The sequence below is a fragment of the Streptomyces sp. NPDC048566 genome (assembly GCF_043199735.1).
In the GTDB taxonomy this organism is placed as follows: Bacteria; Actinomycetota; Actinomycetes; order Streptomycetales; family Streptomycetaceae; genus Streptomyces.
Genome location: NZ_JBICWL010000007.1, coordinates 113,674 through 128,634, shown reverse-complemented (window position 1 = coordinate 128,634; position 14,961 = coordinate 113,674). Strand labels below are relative to the sequence as shown.

Here is a 14,961-nt window from a genome sequence, read left to right as displayed (position 1 = left end):
CCGCCGTCCCCTGTGCGGCGGCTCCGGCGGTCGTGGGGCCGTCAGATCCTCGCGGCGCCGTCAAGCGCGCGCAGCGGGGTGTCGGCGATGCCGAGTTCGCCGGCCTGGTCGAGCAGCTTCTGCACGGGGCCGGCGAGCGAGCCCTCCGAGGACATGAGCTTCATCAGCAGCGCGGAGACCGTCAGGTTCTGCACGTCCGCCGTCGAGACCGAGCCGAGGACGCGGCTCAGGTCGTCGGTGAGGTTCGACGTGCCGTCCAGCCACGGCTTGGCCAGCGCCTGGGCGGTCTGCGAGTGCTCGACGAAGCCGTCGACGCCCTTGCCGAGCGCGATGGAGGACATCAGCCGGTCGAAGAAGACCGACTCGCCGCCGACGATGTCGATGTCGGCGTTCTCCAGGCCGGTGGCGAGCACGGTGGCCTGGGCCTCGGCGACCTGGCGCTGCGCGTCGAGCCCGGCGAGCCGGATCTCCTTCTCGGCCTGGAGGCGCAGCCGGTACTCCTCGTGCCCGCGCGAGGCGTCGTCGAGGGCGGCCATCGCGGCGGCCTTCTCGGTGAGACCGGCCGCCTCCGCCTTCAGCTTCTCGCCGATGGCCTTGGCCTCCGCGAGCGCCTTGGCCTGCGCGCCCTCGGCCTCGGCGCGGAGCCGGGTCTCGGTGGCGACGGCCTCGGCGCGGCCGGCCTTCTCGATGACCTCGGCCTCCCTGTCGCGGACCTGGACGGCGGCGAGCCCCTCGGCCGCCGTCTCGGCCTGGACGCCCTCGGCGATGCGCAGTCTGGCCTTCGCCTCCAGGTCGGCGGAGGTCAGCCGGGCCTCGGCGAGGGTGACCTGCTCGGCGGCGCGGTGGGTCGCCGCCTGCTCGGCGGCCTCCGCGGCCTTGATGTCCTTGACGAGCTGCTCCTGTGCCTCGGCCTCGGCGGCGATGACGACGGCCTGGCGGTCGCGTTCGGCCGCCTCCACGGCACGCAGCCGCCTGATGGACTCCTCCTGCTCGGCGACCGTGCGGTCCACGGCGACGCGCTCGCGGATGACCTCGGCGATGTCCCGCTTCTCCGCCTCCACCTCCTTCTCCGCGGCGATCCGGGTGAGTTCGGTCTCCCGCTCGCGGCCGATGACCTCCAGGAGCCGGTCCTTCTCGATGCGCTCGTTCTCGATGGCGATCACCCGCTCGCGGTTCTTCGCCGCGACGGCGACCTCACGGGCCTGGTTCTCCCGCTGCACGCCCAACTGCTCCTCGGTGCGCAGGAACGCGCCCTGGGCGCGCAGCCGCTCCTCCTCCACCACCCGGGCGGTCTCGGCCTCCTCGCGGGCGCGCACGGTGTCGATCTCGCGCCGCTGCTTGATCTCGGCGTCGGCCTGGCGGCGCTCCAGTTCGAGGATGGCCTCGCGCGCGTCGACGTCCTGCCGGGTGATCTCCTTCTGCTCGTTGCGCTGCGCCTCGTTGGTGCGGACGTGCTCGACCGCCGTCAGTTCGGTGATCTTGCGGATGCCCTGGGCGTCGAGGACGTTGGCGGGGTCCAGCTGGGTCAGCGGCGTCTGCTCCAGGTAGTCGATCGCCGCGTCCTCCAGGTGGTAGCCGTTCAGGTCGACGCCGATCAACTCGATGATCTGGTAACGGAGTTCCTCGCGCTTGGTGTACAGGTCGGTGAAGTCCATCTGCTTGCCGACGGTCTTCAGCGCCTCGGAGAACTTGGCGTGGAACAGTTCCTGGAGGGTGTCGCGGTCGCTGGCGCGCGCGGTGCCGACGGCCTGGGCGACCTTGATGACGTCCTGGACCGTCTTGTTGACCCGGACGAAGAAGGAGATCCGGATGTCCGCGCGGATGTTGTCCCGGCAGATGAGCCCCTCGCGGCCGGTGCGCGTGATCTCGATGGTCTTCACCGAGATGTCCATGACCTCGGCCTTGTGCAGCACCGGCAGCACGATCTGGCCGGTGAAGGTCACGTCGACCTTGCGGGTCCGGGAGACGATCAGCGCCTTGCCCTGCTCCACCTTGCGGAAGAGCCGGGAGCAGACGAGCAGCACGACGAGGACGGCGAACAGCAGGGCGGCGGCGAGCACGCCGATGGCAACCATGGCATAAGTCCTTGTGAGGTGGCGGGAGTCGAAGCGTGAGGGCGGGGGCCGGGGCCCCCGCGGTCGGACCGGGCGCGCCGGAACACCGGTCCGGGCGCGGCGGACCCGCCCGGCGGGCGGCGGTCCGGCGCGCGGGGACGCGGACGGGTGCGGCGGACGCGGCGGTCCGGGCGCCGTTAGGGGCGGCGGGCGCGTGCGGCGCGGCGGCACGTCGTCCGGGTCAGGGCAGCGCCGACGTGAGGCGGTGCCGCGGCCCGGCGCACCGCCGGGCGGCCCGCGGCGCCGGAAGCGGCGGCCGGGCGGGCGGCCGTACGCCGGCGGGCGCCGAGGCCGCCGCGACGGAGGGCGGAAGGCCGGACGATCCCCCGTACGTCGTCATCCGCGGCCCCCCTCCCCCGTTCACGGCACCTCGACGGCGCACTGCTCCCCTCCGGGTCCGGTGCCGGACACCGTCTGCCGGTGTCCGGCACCAGGACCTCCGCAGTGCTCCCCTGACGTCATGGTGCACGGCGGGAGCCCTCGCACGCATTGCCGATTCCCGGCAGCGTTCACTAAGGTCTGCATGCCGGTGCCCCGCCAAGAAGCCGTCATCGGCGCGTCAATGACACGGAGGACGACGTGACCGACCGGGAGAACCCGGAGCACTATCTGCACGGCTACGCCGAGATCCTGGCAGAGGTGTCCGCCACCGGTCGGCGCCTCACGCGCGAGGAGATCGAGTCGCGGCGCGCGCTGGGGGAACAGGCGGCCGACGCGGGCCACGGCCTGCGCGCGCTCGTCAGCGCCCACCTGACCGGGGCGCGGTCGTCCTGGCCGCACGCGCACGGCTCCAGCGAGACGGCCCTCGCCGCCGTGCAGCAGGTGATAGACGCCTTCGCGGAGGGCTACGAGCGGGCCCAGCGGCACGCGGTGCGTCAGGAGGAGGCCGCACGCCGCGAGTTCATCGACGACCTGCTCTACGGCCGCAGCGACCTGGGCCGGCTCGCCGAGCGCGCCGAGCGGTTCGGTCTGCGCCTCTCCCACGCCCACGCGGTCGCCGTCGCCCAGGGTCCGGTGGCCTACGACGAGGGCGACCCGGTGCCCCGGCAGGTGGAGCGCGCGCTGATCGGCCGGTTCGGCGACCGCGACATCCTGGTCACCACCAAGGACGGGCGGCTGCTGTGCATCGCACCGGGCCACCAGGACGACGTGCTCGCCTACTTCGCCAAGCAGGCGTACGCGGCGACCGACGGCGGCCGGGTCGCCATCGGCCGCCCGCAGCCGGGCCCCGGCGGGGTCGTCCAGTCCTACGAGGAGGGGCTGAACGCGCTGGAACTGGCCGAGCGCCTGGGCCTGGACGATCCGGTGCTGCGCGCCGCCGACCTGCTGGTCTACCCGGTCCTGACGCGCGACCGGCAGGCCATGGCCGACCTCGTGCTCGACGCCCTCGGCCCGCTGACCGGGGCCCGCGGCGGCGCCCAGGTGCTGCTGGACACCCTGACCGCCTATTTCGACAGCGGGTGCGTCGCGGCGGAGGCGGCCCGCCGTCTGACGCTGAGCGTGCGCGCCCTGACGTACCGTCTGGAGCGCATCCACAAGCTGACCGGCGCCAACCCCGCCGATCCCGCGCACCGTTACATGCTCCAGACGGCGGTGATCGGCGCCCGGCTGCTGGACTGGCCGGCCCGCCCCGTCTGACCCGGGCCTGCGGCGGCCCCGAGCGGGGGCGCCGCCGTGCCGGGCGCGCGGCGACCGCCCGCGGCGGCCTCAGGACGAGCCGGCGGTGCGGCTGCGACGCTCGATCAGGACGACGTCCCGCCAGACCCCGTGCAGCCGCCCGATGCGCTCCCGGGTGCCGACGACGCGGAAGCCGGCGGCGCGGTGCAGGGCGAGGCCGGCGGTGTTCTCCGGGAAGACGCCGGACTGGATCGTCCAGATTCCGGCCGCCTCGGTCGACGCGACGAGCCGGGCCAGCAGCGCGGCGCCGACACCCCGGCCGCGGGCCGCGGGGTGGACGTACACCGAGTGCTCGACGACACCCGCGTAGGCGCAGCGGTCGGAGACCGGCACGGCCGCCACCCAGCCCAGCACCCGGCCCGCGTCGTCGAGGGCCAGGTGCCGGTGTCCGGGCAGCCGGACGGCGTCGAAGTGCTCCCAGTCGGGAGCAGCGGTCTCGAAGGTGGCGTTCCCCTCGTCGATGCCGAGTCGGTAGATCGCCAGGACCTGGTCCGCGTGGGCCGCCGTCATGGGCGCGAGCCGCAGTGCGCCGGCCGGTGTCACGGCCGCGCCGCCGGGGCGATCTCCTCGATCAGGCCCCGGATGCGGCGCTCGATCCCGTCGCGGAGGGGACGGACCGTTGGACGGCCGGTCGTCTCGGGGAGCAGCCGGTAGTAGACCCAGGTGCCGCGCCGCTCGCAGTCGATGAGGCCCGCCTGCCGCAGCAGCTTGAGGTGATGCGAGATCGTCGGCTGCGACAGGTCGAAGGCCGGGGTCAGGTCGCAGACGCACACCTCCCCGCCCGCCTGCGAGGCGATCATCGACAGCAGGCGGAGCCTGACCGGATCGCCCAGCGCCTTGAAGACCCGGGCCAGTTCCGCGGCCTGCTCCTCGGCCGGCGGGGAGGCCGGCAGTCCCGGGCAGCAGCCCTCGGCCCCGGCGGGCCGCTCCCCCCGCACATTCCCTTGCTTCGACATTTTTCTATATTGACAGGCTTCTCTTCAGGGCGCAAGCTTGTATCGACAGACATCAATGCAACACGATGGGAGAACCGCCATGTCCCGCGCCCAACTCGCCCTCCGCGTCGGCGACCTCGAAGCGTCGGTCGCCTTCTACACGAAGCTCTTCGGCACCGAGCCCGCCAAGCGGCGCCCGGGCTACGCCAACTTCGCCGTCGCCGAGCCCCCGCTCAAGCTCGTGCTCATCGAGGGCGAGCCCGGCGAGGACACCCGTCTGGACCACCTCGGCGTCGAGGTGGGGTCCACGGAGGAGGTCTCGGCCGCCGCCGGCCGGCTCAAGGACGCGGGCCTGGCCACCTTCGAGGAGGACGACACGTCCTGCTGCTACGCCGTCCAGGACAAGGTCTGGGTCCACGGCCCCGGTCGGGAGCCCTGGGAGGTGTACGTCGTCAAGGCCGACGCCGACCGGCTCGCCCGGACTCCCGCCCCGGACGGGACCGTGTGCTGCGCCGGGCCGGACGCGGCCGGCGCGCCGTCCCCCGAAGCGGCCTCCGCCTGCTGCTGAGCGGCTCACGCCGCCCCCGGCCCGCCCCCGGCCCGCCACCGGCCCGCGCCGGGTGCGGGGCGGGTGCGGGGCGGGTGCGGGGCGGGTGCGGGGCGGGGCTCGCCGGGGGGCCGGCCGCGGCGGCCCCGCCCCCGGGCGAGTCCGCGCCCGAGGCCCCGAACCGTCCCGGGGCGCCGCTACTCGGCGCCCTTGCCGCCCTTGCCGGGTTCAGCGCGCTCGTCGGCCGGCTCGATCGTGACCGCGCGGTCGTCACCGTCGATCGCGTACGGGCCGGTCACCGGGTTCCGGGGCAGGACGTACCCCTCGGGGACGTCCGTCTCCTGGAGGTAGTAGGCGCCCGCGTCGAGGTCGTCGAACGTGCAGGTGCCGCGGGCGTCCGTGGCACACGCGGGGCCCGCCTTCGTGTCCGGATCGGTCCCCGCGGTCGGGAGCCCCGCGACGCCGTTGGTCTCCCGCCAGGGCTGGAAGACCGCGCCGGGCAGCCGCCGTCCGGTCTTGGCGTCGGTCTTGAGCACCACGAGCCGGCCGGGACCGGCGGGCAGATCAGTGGCGGCGGAGGTTCCCCGGCAGGCCGGCGGCGAGGGCGACCCGCGGGCCGGCCGGAGGCCGCTACGTGGGCGGGTGCACGGTCCGCCCTCGCCCCACCGCCGCCCCGCGCCTCGTCGGGACCCGGGCCGCGGGTGCCGTCGGGCCCGCGCGCCGTCCGCCCGCTCCACGGCCCTGCCGGCACGGTCGGGCCCGCGCGGGGCCCCGGGTTCCCTCCGTATCCGCCGCGTGCCCGCACGCAGGAACGGCGCCTTACCGAGCGGGAGTCCCGCCACCGCCCGGCCCGCGCGATCCGCGACGTTGCCGAAGTGGCAAGGGTCTTCGCGGTGGACGGTCGCCGCGCCGCATGATCGACGCGTACCCGCGTCCACCCGCGAACCGAGGGAAGACCCCATGCAGCCCGAGCCGTCCGCCGCACTCCGCCACCGCACCGTCGAGGCCCCCGCCGGGCGCCTGCACCTGGTCGAGCAGGGCACCGGCCCGCTGGTCCTGCTCGTGCACGGCTTCCCCGAGTCCTGGTACTCCTGGCGCCGCCAGCTCCCGGCCCTCGCCGCGGCCGGCTACCGGGCGGTGGCGCTCGACGTGCGCGGCTACGGCCGCTCCTCCAAGCCCGCGGAGACCGGTGCCTACCGGATGCTGGACCTGGTGGAGGACAACGTCGCCCTCGTGCACGCCCTCGGCGAGGAGAACGCGGTGGTCGTCGGCCACGACTGGGGCTCCGGCATCGCCGCCACCTCCGCCCTGCTCCACCCCGAGGTCTTCCGGGCCGTCGCCCTGCTGAGCGTCCCCTACGCGCCACCCGGCGGCCCCCGCCCCACCGACGTCCTCGGCCGGATCGGCGGCCCCGAGCAGGAGTTCTACGTCTCCTACTTCCAGGAGCCCGGCCGCGCCGAGAGGGAGATCGAGCCTGACGTGCGGGGCTGGCTCGCGGGCTTCTACGCCGCCCTGTCCGCCGACACGATGCCCGCCCAGGGCGAGCCCGACCCGCACTTCGTCGCCCGCGGCGGCCGGCTGCGCGACCGTTTCCCCACCGGCGTCCTCCCGGCCTGGCTCACCGAGGACGACCTCGACGTCTACGCCGGAGAGTTCGAGCGTACGGGTCTGACGGGCGCCCTCAACCGCTACCGCACCATGGACCGCGACTGGGAGGACCTCGCCCCCCACCGCGGAGCCCCGATCAAGCAGCCGTCCCTGTTCGTCGGCGGCGCCCTGGACCCCTCCACCACCTGGATGTCCGACGCCGTCGACGCCTTCCCCACCACCCTCCCCGGCCTCACCGCCTCCCACCTTCTGGAAGGCTGCGGCCACTGGATTCAGCAGGAACGCCCCGAGGAGATCAACCGTCTGCTGACCGGCTGGCTCGACACCCTCACGGGGTGAACGACCGCCGGGCCCTTCGGGGGCTTCCGCGCACGGAGCAGATCGATCTCACCCGGGATCTCCCGCACCTCGACCACGCGCACCCGGAGACCTTCCGGGGCGAGCGGTATACCGTGATCGACTCGGATACGCCCAACCGACCGATCGACGGGGGATGTTCCATGCGCACATACGGGCCGGCACGCCGCGGAGCCGGATTCGTCCTCGCCACCGCCCTGCTCGCGGGCTGCTCCGCGGGGCACGACGCCGCGGCGGGTCCCGACCGGAGCGCCGGCGCCGCGGCACCGAGCCGCACCTCCCCCACGCCGTCCTCCCCGGCGCCGTCCTCCCCCACGCCGTCCTCCCCGGCGCCGTCCGCCTCCTACCCCACCCGGGGCGCCGCACCCGGCGCCGCCACGCCGCTGGTCCGGGACTCCTTCGCGGTCCTCCAGGCGACCTACAACGACGGCTGCGGCACCCCGGGGAACTGCGCCTACTTCCTGAACCGCCTGGTCACCGATCTCGACGACCTCTACGACTCCATGAACGCCGACCCGAAGGGCCCCGCGCACTTCGCCGACCCGGTCGCGTGGATCGCCGCCATGCAGGACACCCTGGACGGCGACTTCTCGTACGCCAACCTCAAGCGGCACCGGACGCTGCTGACCGGAACCCGGGACAAGGTCAACGCCTGGATGCAGTCCCACCCCGACGACTACCGCTGACCGGGGGCCCGTTGTCGGAGGCGTGTGCGAGCGTGGGAGCGCGATGGGGCACGCGGCGACCCGAGGGGGACCGATGACGGCGGAGCGGGACGGCTGGTCCGGCATGGGGTGGGACTGGACGGACGGCGGGGAGGTGCGCCGGCGCCTCGACGCGGGCGCGGACCCGGAGCACTGGAGCGGGGGACGGCCCCTGCACCGTGCGGCCGTGTTCGGATCGGCCGAGGTGGTCGCGGAACTGGCCGGCCGGGTCGCCGACGTGGACGCCTCGGAGCGAGGGGTGACGGCGCTGTGGGAGGCCGTGGTGTCCCGGAGGCCGGAGAACGCGCGCGCCCTCGCCGCCCACGGGGCCGATCCCTGGCGGCCGTCGATCGGCGGCTGGTCGCCGGGCCGGCTGAGCCTGGCCGGACCCACGCCCGACCTGTTCCCGGTGCCGGACGGCACGGGCCTGACCGGGGCGGAACACGAGGCGGCGCGAGAGGCACGGCGGTTGACCGCGGCGCTGGGGCGACTCCCCGCCGAGGGCACCGGGTTGGCCTGCGTGGCCGGGATCGACGCGGCCGAGGCGGTGCGCCGGCTGGAGGCGGCACCGGCGCCCGACGACGTCGTCGCCGAACTGCTGGAGGACCCGTACGCGTTCGACCCGGAGGAGAGCCTTGCGATCATCGGCGTGACGACCGTGCCGGGCGGCTGCGTCGTGACCCAGCCCTGGGGATACGCGCCGCAGATGCCGGGCGTCCTGACCCGGCTGTCCGCCGGCACCCTCTGCTACGGCCTGTACGCCAACCCCAAGAGCGGCAACCAGGGCGGCATCGCCCGGCAGGGCTCCCTCGACGGCTGGGACCTGCACCCGGGCGGGGGGCCGGACGAGCACGACGGCGCGGAGGCGGTCCTGGCCGCGTACCTCTACCGGCTCCAACCGGCGGCTTACGCCTGCGCCTTCGCGGGGCTGCGGCCGACCGACGACAGAGCCGTGCTCGGGCCCCCCGACAGGTGGGTGGAGCTGCCGGAGCGCGACTACTGGAGCCATTGAGCGGCGCGGAGGGGGCCGGTCCGCTCACCCGGCCGCCGGCGGCGGCGCCGCGGGTGGGACCCTGCCCGCGGCACGTCGGCCGCGACCCGCCGAGCGGGCCGTCGCAGCCGACGGGACGGGCCGCCTCAGGAGCCGGCGGACGGCCCGGCGGGCGCCGGCGACCCGTTCGCGGTCGCGCCCGGAGCGGGCCGGAGGGCCTCCTTGGCGTCGGGCAGCGGGTGCGGGTGCCCGCCGCGCAGGTCGGCGTGCGCGTGGTAGAGGACGCGCAGCGCCTCGGTCAGGGCCCGCGCGGCGTCCGGATCGAGCGGTGCGAGGTAGGCCGACTCGGCTTCGGCACGGGCGCGTTCCGCGTCCCGGAGGCAGGTGCCGCCGACGTCGGTCAGGGTCACGACGTTGCGGCGGCGGTCCCGTGCGCTGCGCCGGCGCTCCACCAGGCCGCGGCTCTCCAGTTCGTCGATGACGGCGACCATCGTCGTCCGGTCCATGCCCACCGCCGAGGCGAGTTCGTTCTGCGAGCGCTCGGCACCGTCCGCCGCGATCACCGACAGGACGCCCAGCTCCCGCGGATGCACCCCGTAGGGCTCCAGGGCCTGCGCCATCAGCGCGGCCAGGCCGAGGTAGGCGTGTTTGACCAGGTATCCCAGCCGCAGCGTGAGCAGGTCGGACAGTTCGGCGTCGTCCGTCATACCAGGTAGCGTATCCTGATTCTGATAATCAGTGGTGCTGACTATCGGCGATACTGCACACTGACATCGGTCAGCCACGCACTCCTCGACCTTCACGGACGGGGCGGCGTGCGGGCGTCGTCGTTCCCGGACCCCGCCGCCGTCACCGCCCCACCGCGTCTTCCGGGCCCGTTGCGCCGGAACACGCTCCACCAGACCCGCGCCGCCTCCCGCGGCGCATGCCTCAGCAAGGAAGCGACGTCCTCGACATGAGTGACTCCATACCCGCAGGCGCCACCCGGACGGCGCCGGCCCCGCACGCGTCCGACTCGGCCGAGGCGCCCGACCCCCGCCGCTGGTGGGGCCTGGTCGTCATCGCCCTGGCCCAGCTCATGGTGGTCCTCGACGCGACCATCGTGAACATCGCCCTGCCGTCGGCGCAGCGCGCGCTCGGCATGTCGGACGGCAACCGGCAGTGGGTCATCACGGCCTACACCCTGGCCTTCGGCGGCCTGCTGCTGCTCGGCGGACGCGTCGCCGACCTCGTCGGCCGCAAGCGCACCTTCATCGTCGGCCTGATCGGCTTCGCCGCCGCGTCCGCGGTCGGCGGCGCGGCGACCGGTTCCGGGATGCTCTTCGCGGCCCGCGCCGCGCAGGGCGTCTTCGGCGCACTGCTCGCCCCGTCCGCGCTGTCCCTGATGACCACGACCTTCACCGACCCGCGGGAGCGCGGCAAGGCATTCGGCATCTACGGCGCCCTGGCCGGCGCGGGCGGTGCCGTCGGGCTGCTGCTCGGCGGCATCCTCACCTCGTACCTGAACTGGCGCTGGTGCCTCTACGTCAACATCCCGATCGCGATCGTCGCCGTCGTCGGCGCCGTCGTGCTGCTGCACGACCGCCCCGGCCACAAGGACGTGCGGCTCGACGTGCCGGGCGTCGTCCTCGGCTGCGGCGGCCTGATCGCCATCGTGTACGGCTTCTCCGAGGCCGACCCGCGCGGCTGGGGCGACGCGATGGTCGTCTCGCTGCTGGTGGGCGGCGTGCTGCTGCTCGGCCTGTTCGTCCTGTGGCAGTCCCGCGCCGCGTCGCCGCTGCTGCCGCTGCGCATCCTGCGCGACCGCAACCGCGCGGGCTGCTTCCTGACGATGGGCTTCGCCACCATCGGCATGTTCGGCCTGTTCCTGTTCATGACCTACTACCTCCAGGGCATCCTCGGGTACTCCCCCGTCAGGACCGGGCTGGCGTTCCTCCCGATGTCCGCCGCGATCATCGTCGGCTCGACGCAGATCTCCGCCCGGCTGATGTCCCGCGTCCCGGCCCGCGCCCTCATGGTCCCGGGCATGCTCCTGGCCGCCTGCGGCCTGCTCCTGCTGACCCGGCTCGGCGTCGACTCCTCCTACGCGACGCACGTGCTGCCCGCCGAACTGATCATGGGCCTGGGCATGGGTCTGACGTTCATGCCCGTGTTCTCCACGGCGACGCAGGGCGTGCGCCCGCAGGACGCGGGGGTCACCTCCGCCATGGTCAACACCTCCCAGCAGGTCGGCGGATCGCTGGGCACGGCCCTGCTCAACACGATCGCGACCTCGGCGACGTCCGCGTACGTCGGCAGCCACCTCACCGACCCGTCGCGCAAGGCGCAGGTCATGGCCGCCGGTGTGGTGCACGGCTACACGCACGCCATCGGGTACGCGGTCGGGGCCATGCTGATCGCCGGCTGCGCCGCGGCGTTCCTGGTGAACGCCAGGCCCGTCGCGCACAGTGGCGCCGCGGCGCCGAACGCCGCGCACTGACGGCGGCGCGGCGCCCGCGCGCCGCGGGGCGCCGGCCGGGCACGACCCGGCCGGCGCCCCGCCGCTCCCGGCCCCCGTGGCGCGCGGGCGACCGCCCTCGCACTCCGCGGGCCGAGGAGCACCGCGCCCGATGCCGTACGGCACCACCGCGCAGCGACCGGCCGCGGTACGCGGGGGTCAGCCCCGGACGAGGGCCCGCACCGCGTCGGGGCTCCCGCAGTCGGCCGCCAGGTGCCTCTCCCGTTCCCGCAGGAAGGCGGCCCCCAACTCCCGGCGCCGTTCGCCGGGGACGTTCTCCCGGGCGCCGTTCAGGATCGTCCGCTCCTCCTCGTCGAGGTGGTGGGACACCGTCTTCGCCAGCGCTTCGAGACGGGTGTCCCAGGCGGCCGAGCCGATCTCGGGCACCTCCAGCAGGTCCAGCAGGGCCGCGTTGCCCTCGGCGTGCTCCTGCGCGCCGTGCTCGACCTCCTCGTCGTCGACGTTCTCGAACCGCTTCAGCGCGCCGTACACCTGCGACTCCTCGGCCTCGCCATGGGCGACCAGCAGGGCCGCGAACTGTTCGAGCGCCTGTGCGCGGTCCGCCTCCACGCTCCGCATCCTGCGGAGCAGGTCCTCCATGCGGCGGTGGTCCTCCAGAATCACGGTGACGACGTCGTCGTGCCGGCCGGTCATGTGCCCTCCCGTGGCGATGCGGCAGCCCGCCGCCCGACGGGAGACGGCCGTCCGTTCCCCCGCGCGCCGCGGGCACCTCGGTCAGGCACCTCGTACCCGGAATCGGCCGCGGGCACCGGGGGCGCACCGCACCGGGGCCGGAACGGCCGGTCCCCTCCGCCGGCGCGTGCGGCGGGACGGGGGCGGGGACGTCGGGGGCGGCACGGCGGGTCGCCCCCGGAGCGGGGGACGACTACCGTGGCCGTGCCCGGAGAAGGGAGGGACGGCATGGCGATCCAGCGCATGGACAACGTCCTCATCGTCGTCGACGACCTCGACGCCGTCATCGCGTTCTTCGTCGAACTCGGCATGGAACTCGAAGGGCGGGGCCCCCTGGACTGGCCCGGGGCGGAGCGTGTGATCGGGCTCCGCGACGTCCGGCAGGACATCGCCGTGCTGCGGGTCCCCGACGGCCCCGGGCGGGTCGAACTCGCGAAGTTCCACCGGCCGGACGCCATCACCCCCGAGCCCGCGCAGGCCCCGGCGAACACGCTCGGACTGCGCCGCATCATGTTCGCCGTCGACGACATCGAGGACGTCGTCGCCCGGCTGCGGTCGCAGGGCGCCGAAGTGGTCGGCGAGATTGTGCGCTACGAGAACGTCTACCGGCTCGCCTACGTCCGCGGCCCCGAGGGCATCGTCGTCGGACTCGCCGAGGAACTCCACTGACCGCAGGGGACGTCGCGCGAACCGCCGGGCGCGGACCGGCCGACGGCCCCGGGCACGACGGACGCCGTCCCAACGGGGGCCGCGAACACGGGACATCGCCCGGTCCCCTCTCAGTCGATCAGGGCCACGAGCCCGTTCACCCAGATCGCGAGGAACAGCACGACCGCGACCGTGCAGCCCACCGCGGCCGCCCGGCCGCCGGCGGCGGGGCCTGCGCCCTCCTCCGCCGACGGCACCGCGTCCCAGCCGACGGCGTGCCCCGCCGCCTCGGAGCAGGCCGCCCGTACGGACGCCAACTGCTCCCGGGCGAAGGCCGTCCCGGCGCGGGACTCGCAGCCCCGCCAGGCCAGCGCCCGCATGCGGCGCAGGGGTGTGCCGTACCGCGCCTCGAAGGCCGCGGTCTCGTTCGCGTCCCGGTCCTGTTCGAGGTACGTCCAGCGGCCCGCCTCCGCGGGGTCCCCGTAGAGCCGGTACACCTCCGCCAGGCGCCGGCGCAGGGCCAGGTCCTCCGGAAAGGACGTCACCAGGCCGCGCAGGCGCTGGCGTGCCACGGGTACGCGGCCGGCGGCCAGGTCCGCGTCGACCCGGGCGAGGGTGTTCGTCAGGGGCATCCTCGGATGATGGGGCCGCGAACGGGACCGTGTCGAACCGGTTTGGCCGCAGGCCCCGGGTGAATTCCCGGCGCGGCACGCGCCGTTCCGCGCCGACGCCGCGGGCCGAGCGCCCCGCCGTGTTCCCTCCCGGCCGGTGCGTTCCCGCCGCCCGGCCCCGCCGTTGCGCGGTGGCAGCGGGCCGAGGGCCGGCGGGGGTGTGGCCTCGGCGCCCGCGTCCTGACCCGCGGCCAGCACCCGTGCCACGGTGGCGTCGTAACCGGCGCGCTCCGCGGCGTCGACCGCGTCGGGGTCCGCGTCGAAGCAACACCACCAACCCCAACGGCGGGAAGGACGGCGTCTACGTCAAGAGCCGCAGCACGAACAGCGGTTACGACGTGCTGTTCATCAGGGTCCGCTGAACGGGGAGCGCGAGGGGCCGGGGCGCCGCCGCGAGGCCGGTGCCCCGGCCCCGTCACCTCACCGCGACGTCACGTCACGTCGCGGTGTCCGCCGTCGTCCGGCCACGCGCAGCCGGGGCAGTCGAAGCCCGTCCTCTCGTGGTTCATCCGCATGATCGCGCGCGGCCCGTCGACGAGGGCGCGCTCGCGTGCGAGGACGCGGGCGACGCTCTTGGCCGCACCCCAGCCGGCCGCGGGATGGCGGTACGGGTGGAACTCCGGTGCGCCGTCGGGCGCGGGGCCCACCGCGGGCTCCGCGCCGCCGCGGCCGTCCTGGGATGCGTTCGATCGTCTCACCGTGCCTAGGACTGGGGCCGTTTGCCGTGGTTGGCCGCGTTCTTGCGCCTGCTCTTCTTCTTCCGGCGTCGCTTCGAGGACATGCGGAACCTCCCTCACTCGCGGGAACGGCGGGCCGGGCCCCTGACTCCGGGGCCCCGGGCGGGCTGCGGAACCGGGTACCGGTCCCGGCACAGCGCGTTCCACGATTCCACACATCCCCTGAGAGCGCGATGTGATGCCTTTTGGCACACTTAACAGGAACTCGCCGATCTCCGCACCGAGCGTGACACCGTGTCGGCGACGCTGCGGGGCTCCGACTCCGAGGTCGGGGACCGGGCGGACGAGGCCGACGAGTTGCAGCGCGCCGACGACCTGCGGCGGCTGGACGACCGGATCACGGTCGTGACCACCCGGCTCCGTCAGGCGGACCTGGCGGGCCCGCCGCCCACGGACCGGGTGGGTGTGGGCAGTACGGTCACCGTCCGGTTCGGCGACGGCGCGGTGGAGACCGTGCAGATCGGCGTGACGGCCGTGGCGCAGGACCGGACCCTGGTCACCGCCGACAGCCCGCTGGGCCGGGCGCTGCTCGGGCACCGGCCCGGCGACGCGGTGACCTTCGACGCCCCGGACGGGGAGGAGAGCGCGGTCGTGGTGTCCCTGGGCGACGGGCCCCCGCCCGCGGGCGGGGCGTGATCCGGCGGGGCGTCCCCGCAGGGCGCCGCCCGGCGCGGGGCATCCGCGCCGGGCGGCGCCCTGCCGGAGGCGTGCCGACCGGTCGCCCGGGCCGCACGCGCGCGTCCGGCGGACCGGCGCGGGACGCACCCCGCCGGCCCGCCGGA

The 14,961-nt window shown here is 74.9% G+C and carries 16 protein-coding genes and 1 pseudogene; 8 read left to right on the top strand and 9 right to left on the bottom strand.

The window, feature by feature from the left end; all coding sequences use genetic code 11:
* Positions 1 to 41: 41 nt before the first annotated feature.
* Positions 42 to 2,075, bottom strand: coding sequence for an SPFH domain-containing protein (locus tag ACGFS9_RS14465; protein WP_393253242.1), 2,034 nt, complete (start codon positions 2,073 to 2,075; stop codon positions 42 to 44).
* A 618-nt stretch (positions 2,076 to 2,693) separates the two neighbouring features.
* On the opposite strand from ACGFS9_RS14465, the gene ACGFS9_RS14460 reads away from it, so the two are divergent.
* Entirely contained in the window at positions 2,694 to 3,752 is a 1,059-nt protein-coding gene (locus tag ACGFS9_RS14460; RefSeq protein ID WP_393253241.1) for a PucR family transcriptional regulator, read from the top strand.
* 69 nt (positions 3,753 to 3,821) lie between these two features.
* Here the strand turns inward: ACGFS9_RS14460 and ACGFS9_RS14455 are convergent, their stop codons facing one another.
* Positions 3,822 to 4,301: a GNAT family N-acetyltransferase gene (locus ACGFS9_RS14455; protein WP_393253240.1), complete on the bottom strand. Its 480-nt coding sequence runs from the start codon at positions 4,299 to 4,301 to the stop codon at positions 3,822 to 3,824.
* Between the two features lie 29 nt (positions 4,302 to 4,330).
* Positions 4,331 to 4,747, bottom strand: a complete 417-nt coding sequence (locus tag ACGFS9_RS14450) for an ArsR/SmtB family transcription factor (RefSeq protein WP_393253239.1) — start codon at positions 4,745 to 4,747, stop codon at positions 4,331 to 4,333.
* A gap of 79 nt (positions 4,748 to 4,826) precedes the next feature.
* Here ACGFS9_RS14450 and ACGFS9_RS14445 point away from each other — a divergent pair, with 79 nt between their 5' ends.
* Positions 4,827 to 5,294: an ArsI/CadI family heavy metal resistance metalloenzyme gene (locus ACGFS9_RS14445; RefSeq protein ID WP_393253238.1), complete on the top strand. Its 468-nt coding sequence runs from the start codon at positions 4,827 to 4,829 to the stop codon at positions 5,292 to 5,294.
* A 176-nt stretch (positions 5,295 to 5,470) separates the two neighbouring features.
* Here ACGFS9_RS14445 and ACGFS9_RS14440 read toward each other — a convergent pair whose 3' ends face one another.
* Positions 5,471 to 5,812 (bottom strand): prealbumin-like fold domain-containing protein, encoded by a 342-nt coding sequence (locus ACGFS9_RS14440; RefSeq protein ID WP_393253237.1) that lies wholly within the window; start codon positions 5,810 to 5,812, stop codon positions 5,471 to 5,473.
* A 421-nt stretch (positions 5,813 to 6,233) separates the two neighbouring features.
* Here ACGFS9_RS14440 and ACGFS9_RS14435 point away from each other — a divergent pair, with 421 nt between their 5' ends.
* From ACGFS9_RS14435 to ACGFS9_RS14425, 3 genes are all read left to right on the top strand, one after another.
* Positions 6,234 to 7,220 carry an alpha/beta fold hydrolase gene (locus ACGFS9_RS14435; RefSeq protein ID WP_393253235.1) on the top strand — a complete coding sequence of 329 codons (987 nt, stop codon included), beginning with the start codon at positions 6,234 to 6,236 and terminating at the stop codon, positions 7,218 to 7,220.
* Between the two features lie 161 nt (positions 7,221 to 7,381).
* On the top strand, positions 7,382 to 7,924 hold the full coding sequence (locus ACGFS9_RS14430) for a hypothetical protein (RefSeq protein WP_393253234.1): 543 nt from the start codon (positions 7,382 to 7,384) through the stop codon (positions 7,922 to 7,924).
* 73 nt (positions 7,925 to 7,997) lie between these two features.
* Positions 7,998 to 8,954: an ankyrin repeat domain-containing protein gene (locus ACGFS9_RS14425; protein WP_393253233.1), complete on the top strand. Its 957-nt coding sequence runs from the start codon at positions 7,998 to 8,000 to the stop codon at positions 8,952 to 8,954.
* 125 nt (positions 8,955 to 9,079) lie between these two features.
* Here ACGFS9_RS14425 and ACGFS9_RS14420 read toward each other — a convergent pair whose 3' ends face one another.
* On the bottom strand, positions 9,080 to 9,640 hold the full coding sequence (locus ACGFS9_RS14420) for a MarR family winged helix-turn-helix transcriptional regulator (RefSeq protein ID WP_393253232.1): 561 nt from the start codon (positions 9,638 to 9,640) through the stop codon (positions 9,080 to 9,082).
* Positions 9,641 to 9,888: 248 nt separating this feature from the next.
* Here ACGFS9_RS14420 and ACGFS9_RS14415 point away from each other — a divergent pair, with 248 nt between their 5' ends.
* Entirely contained in the window at positions 9,889 to 11,412 is a 1,524-nt protein-coding gene (locus ACGFS9_RS14415) for an MFS transporter (RefSeq protein WP_393253230.1), read from the top strand.
* Between the two features lie 177 nt (positions 11,413 to 11,589).
* Here ACGFS9_RS14415 and ACGFS9_RS14410 read toward each other — a convergent pair whose 3' ends face one another.
* Positions 11,590 to 12,084, bottom strand: a complete 495-nt coding sequence (locus tag ACGFS9_RS14410) for a hemerythrin domain-containing protein (protein WP_393253229.1) — start codon at positions 12,082 to 12,084, stop codon at positions 11,590 to 11,592.
* A 267-nt stretch (positions 12,085 to 12,351) separates the two neighbouring features.
* Between ACGFS9_RS14410 and ACGFS9_RS14405 the strand changes: the two genes are divergently transcribed.
* Positions 12,352 to 12,792, top strand: a complete 441-nt coding sequence (locus tag ACGFS9_RS14405) for a VOC family protein (protein WP_393253228.1) — start codon at positions 12,352 to 12,354, stop codon at positions 12,790 to 12,792.
* Between the two features lie 110 nt (positions 12,793 to 12,902).
* Here the strand turns inward: ACGFS9_RS14405 and ACGFS9_RS14400 are convergent, their stop codons facing one another.
* The 3 genes and pseudogenes from ACGFS9_RS14400 to ACGFS9_RS14390 all read right to left on the bottom strand — a co-directional run bounded on the left by ACGFS9_RS14400 (position 12,903) and on the right by ACGFS9_RS14390 (position 14,223).
* Complete coding sequence (locus ACGFS9_RS14400) at positions 12,903 to 13,403, bottom strand: DUF6584 family protein (protein ID WP_393253226.1); 501 nt, start codon at positions 13,401 to 13,403, stop codon at positions 12,903 to 12,905.
* Positions 13,404 to 13,879: 476 nt separating this feature from the next.
* Positions 13,880 to 14,140: pseudogene (locus tag ACGFS9_RS14395) on the bottom strand (formate dehydrogenase); the annotation flags it as partial.
* A gap of 5 nt (positions 14,141 to 14,145) precedes the next feature.
* Positions 14,146 to 14,223: a 50S ribosomal protein bL37 gene (locus ACGFS9_RS14390; RefSeq protein WP_393253466.1), complete on the bottom strand. Its 78-nt coding sequence runs from the start codon at positions 14,221 to 14,223 to the stop codon at positions 14,146 to 14,148.
* Positions 14,224 to 14,413: 190 nt separating this feature from the next.
* On the opposite strand from ACGFS9_RS14390, the gene ACGFS9_RS14385 reads away from it, so the two are divergent.
* Entirely contained in the window at positions 14,414 to 14,815 is a 402-nt protein-coding gene (locus ACGFS9_RS14385) for a GreA/GreB family elongation factor (protein ID WP_393253224.1), read from the top strand.
* Positions 14,816 to 14,961: the final 146 nt, after the last annotated feature.